The following is a 226-nucleotide window of genomic DNA, read 5'->3' on the forward strand; positions in this document are numbered from 1 at the left end:
TTTCTGTTCTTCTGCTTTCTTTTGCTCTTCTACTTTCTTTTGCTCTTCTATTTTCTTCTGTTCCTCTACTTTCTTCTGTTCTTCTGCTTTCTTCTGTTCTTCTACTTTCTTTTGTTCTTCTGCTTTCTTTTGTTCTTCCGCTTTCTTCTGTTCTTCTACTTTCTTTTGTTCTTCTGCTTTCTTCTGTTCTTCTGCTTTCTTCTGTTCTTCTACTTTCTTCTGTTCT

Annotated in this window: 1 protein-coding gene; it reads right to left on the bottom strand. The window is 35.0% G+C overall.

Features of this window, described 5'->3' with window-relative positions; translation table 11 throughout:
• On the bottom strand, positions 1-226 hold a 226-nt coding region (locus tag MR167_RS33855; RefSeq protein WP_242316309.1), incomplete at both ends, for a hypothetical protein.

The sequence above is a fragment of the Bacillus cereus group sp. BfR-BA-01355 genome (assembly GCF_022663675.1).
Lineage (GTDB): Bacteria > Bacillota > Bacilli > Bacillales > Bacillaceae_G > Bacillus_A > Bacillus_A thuringiensis_S.